The sequence below is a fragment of the Pseudorhodoplanes sp. genome, assembly GCF_050250235.1.
GTDB lineage: Bacteria > Pseudomonadota > Alphaproteobacteria > Rhizobiales > Xanthobacteraceae > Pseudorhodoplanes.
Genome location: NZ_JBFWPA010000301.1, coordinates 1 through 3,272, shown reverse-complemented (window position 1 = coordinate 3,272; position 3,272 = coordinate 1). Strand labels below are relative to the sequence as shown.

The following is a 3,272-nucleotide window of genomic DNA, read 5'->3' as shown; positions in this document are numbered from 1 at the left end:
GGTGGCACAATTTAGACCTTACCCTATATCAGGCGCGCTCGCTCCGCTTCCGGTTCGAACAAGCTCTGTTCTGAAACCCGCGTCCATCTTTTATCTTCCTTAATTAGCTTCTATAATAAGATAATTTGGCGCACTGTAAAGCTCAGACTCGCGGCAATTCTAACGGCTTCTTGACGCAATTCGATGCAGCAGGTTCCAAAAACTTCTCATCTCTTCTTCCAGTAGCTATTGTGCTTTCCGATCCGAAGAAAGAACGGAGATATGGGGATGGTTGCAACCGCGGAATTCATTGCTGGCCTTCCAAAGGCGGAGTTGCACCTGCATATCGAAGGGACACTTTCGGTCGAGATGAAGCGGCGCTTTGCAGTTCGCAACAAACTGAGCCTGGGTGATGCGAGCTTTGCATCATTGCAAGTGCCGGAGGGGTCCGGCGATCAGGCCCTGGATATCCAGCAATACAAGATGTTCCTTGCGCTGTATTTCGAGGGGCTGAAGGTCATGCAAACCGACCAGGACTTCTACGAACTGGCGCTCGAATATTTCCGTCAGTGCAGGACCAATAATATCGTCTACGCCGAGGTCTCATTCGACCCACAGGCGCATACCGATCGCGGCGTCCCCTTCGGCGCCGTGATCGAAGGGCTTGGGGCGGCGCAGAAGATTGCGCGCGAGGCACTCGGGATCGAAAGCCAGCTCATCATGTGCATCAATCGCGATCTGACGCTGGAGAGCGCCGTCAACATGCTGGAGGCCGCATGCCCATATCGCGACAAGATCGCTGGCCTCGGTCTCGACAATGTCGAAGACGGCCATCCACCGAATAAGTTCCAGACTGTTTACGATGCCGCGCGCGATCAGGGATATCGCCTGACGGCCCACTGCGACGTCGACATGGTCAACGCTCGAGAGCACATCCGCCAGTGCATCCACGATATCAAAGTCGAGCGAATTGACCATGGGATCAACGTGCTAGACGACCATTCACTGGTCGGCGCCGCAACCGAGCGGAACATCCATTTCACGGCCTGCCCGACTTGGCGAAAGGGTGACCCGAAGCCGCGGCGTGTCGATCGTATCGAGCGGATGCGTGGCCTTGGTCTCTCGGTGTCCTTGAACAGCGATGATCCGGGTTATTTTGCGAGTGGCTACATGAACCACATGCTGAATGCGGTGGCCGCCACTGGACGGTGGGACAATTCTGTTGTTGCTGACTATGTGAAGGAAGCCTTTGCAGGCGCATGGATCGATGATGAAAGGAGAGCCGTGTACATCCGGCGCGTTGACGACTACGTCGCTGCTTCTGACACGCAGTGCGCGACATGAAGCGCGCACTGGTCGCTAAGCTAGGCAGCCGGACCCAACATCTCGTCCTCTCCATCTGCAAATTGAGGGCTGTGTACTGCGGCTACCGAACATGATCTGTTCTCGCGCACAGCTGGGTCCTAGGTCCTAGCGTAAGCGTCAGCCTCTAGCCTCTTGACGGTTACCTAGCCTCCCTGATCGGCTTCCCGAATTCCCTGATTTGCGATCCAAATTCCCTGCTCTGTCACGTAGGGAATTTTCGACTAAACATATGATTTTGCTGCCAGACTATCGCGGCATTTCCACTGGAACGCCAAGAATCAGCAAGATTCCCTGTATTTTTCCCTGTTAGCAGTGAAATTGAGGCCTTGGAGACGGGTTCGCTCGTGACTGGTTCCTCCGCCACGCATAAGCCATTGTTATACAACGACTTTTTATTTTGGCGGCTTTCCCTGCAAACCCTCGGTACGGTTTGAAGAATTTCGGCTGGGGAATTCTCCGGTACGCCCAAGAACCAATTCTCTCCTCGAAATTTGCGGCGAACACCGCGCGAATTCTCCGTTTGGCGTTTCCCCGGTCCGGTCGCGTGATGTGGACTGAACTTCCAAACTTGTCGCCAAGTACGCGTGGCATCGTGCGGTCGACCAACTCTTGGCACACTCATTTCGCTAGCCGGCTTTCGCACGCTCAAGGATGCCGCGAACGGATTCCGTTGCCCCGCCTACCGTCTTGATGAGGTTGATTGAAGTCAGCTTCCCATCACGTACCAATACACGGCCGTCAACCATCACGGTTTCGATGTTGGAGGGCTGGCCGAAGAAGACGATGGCGTAATATGGGTCGCCGACCGGCGCCATGTTGATGTCACTCTTGCGGATCGTGACGAGATCGGCGCGCTTGCCAGGAGTCAGCGAACCCGTCTTATCAGAGATCCCCAGCAGTTTGGCTCCTTCGATTGTGGCGAGTTCGGCAAGCCGCTTCGGCTAGAGCTTCTGCGGAGCCCCGCGGCGCTGCCAATCGGACCACATCAGAGCGCGCATGACGTTGAAGAAATCTGCATTCGTCGCTGCGGACGAATCGATCGACAGGCCAAGCTGCGTGTTCATCGCCTCAAGCTCATGATATTGAATTTGACCATTGCGGACAGCGGAGTAGGACATCTCGATGACCGGCGCGATGCTCCACGGTGTCCGCGTGTCGCCGATTTTCCGTAGCTCCGCTTCGGTCATGCCTTGCGGATGAACCAGCAACATGTCGGGACCAAGAAAATCATTCCTGCCCATGAGGTCAACGAGCCCCTTCGGTCCACAATGGACTGTCATTGGCAGTCCCAGCTTACGGATCGCCTCCATTTCCGTTCGAAAGAGCTCCACGGGTATGGCGCCGCACTGCCCTGCTGCGCCCGGCGTGCGCATACACACACCAACTCCGAGCATGTCGCCTGTCCAGCGCTTTTGAATGGTCTCCAGTCCCGTAAGGTCCATTGCTTTGTCGGCCGGATGGCCCTGTCCCGTTCCATATGAGAACCGGGCACGAAGGCCGGTATCTTTCAGCGCTTGAAGTTCGGCGGCGGCATGTTCGGGCGTTACAGTGTTGTGCGACCAATCGTGGACGGTGGTAATTCCCGAAAGAAGTCCTTCAGCGGCCCCAAGACGGACTGCGATATACGAGTCCGCTGGTTTGAAATGCCGGCCGAGTCGGATCGTGGTCGGGAAATAGCCCGTCTTGGGGTCGTCGGCGCGTACGATCATCCGCAGCGCCGTGCTCCACAGATGCCAATGAGTATCGACAAATCCGGGCATCACAATCATATCGCGCGCATCAATCAGCTGTGCGCCGGGTGCATCGATATCGGTGGCGACAGCAACGATCGCTCCGTCGCGGACGTGCACATCGGCCGACGGAAAATCTCCAAGAGCGGGATCCATTGTTAGGATGTGGCCGCCGCGAACGACGAATTCACCTCGGAC

Annotated in this window: 2 protein-coding genes and 1 pseudogene; 1 reads left to right on the top strand and 2 read right to left on the bottom strand. The window is 56.2% G+C overall.

The window, feature by feature from the left end; genetic code table 11:
• Positions 1-261: 261 nt before the first annotated feature.
• Positions 262-1,323: an adenosine deaminase gene (gene add, locus AB7F49_RS39075; RefSeq protein ID WP_428533326.1), complete on the top strand. Its 1,062-nt coding sequence runs from the start codon at positions 262-264 to the stop codon at positions 1,321-1,323.
• A 647-nt stretch (positions 1,324-1,970) separates the two neighbouring features.
• On the opposite strand, the pseudogene AB7F49_RS39070 reads toward add, so the two are convergent.
• Together AB7F49_RS39070 and AB7F49_RS39065 are read right to left on the bottom strand one after the other, a co-directional pair.
• Positions 1,971-2,273: pseudogene (locus tag AB7F49_RS39070) on the bottom strand (amidohydrolase family protein); the annotation flags it as partial.
• Between the two features lie 12 nt (positions 2,274-2,285).
• The coding region (locus AB7F49_RS39065; protein WP_428533323.1) for an amidohydrolase family protein at positions 2,286-3,272 on the bottom strand (987 nt) is incomplete at its 5' end.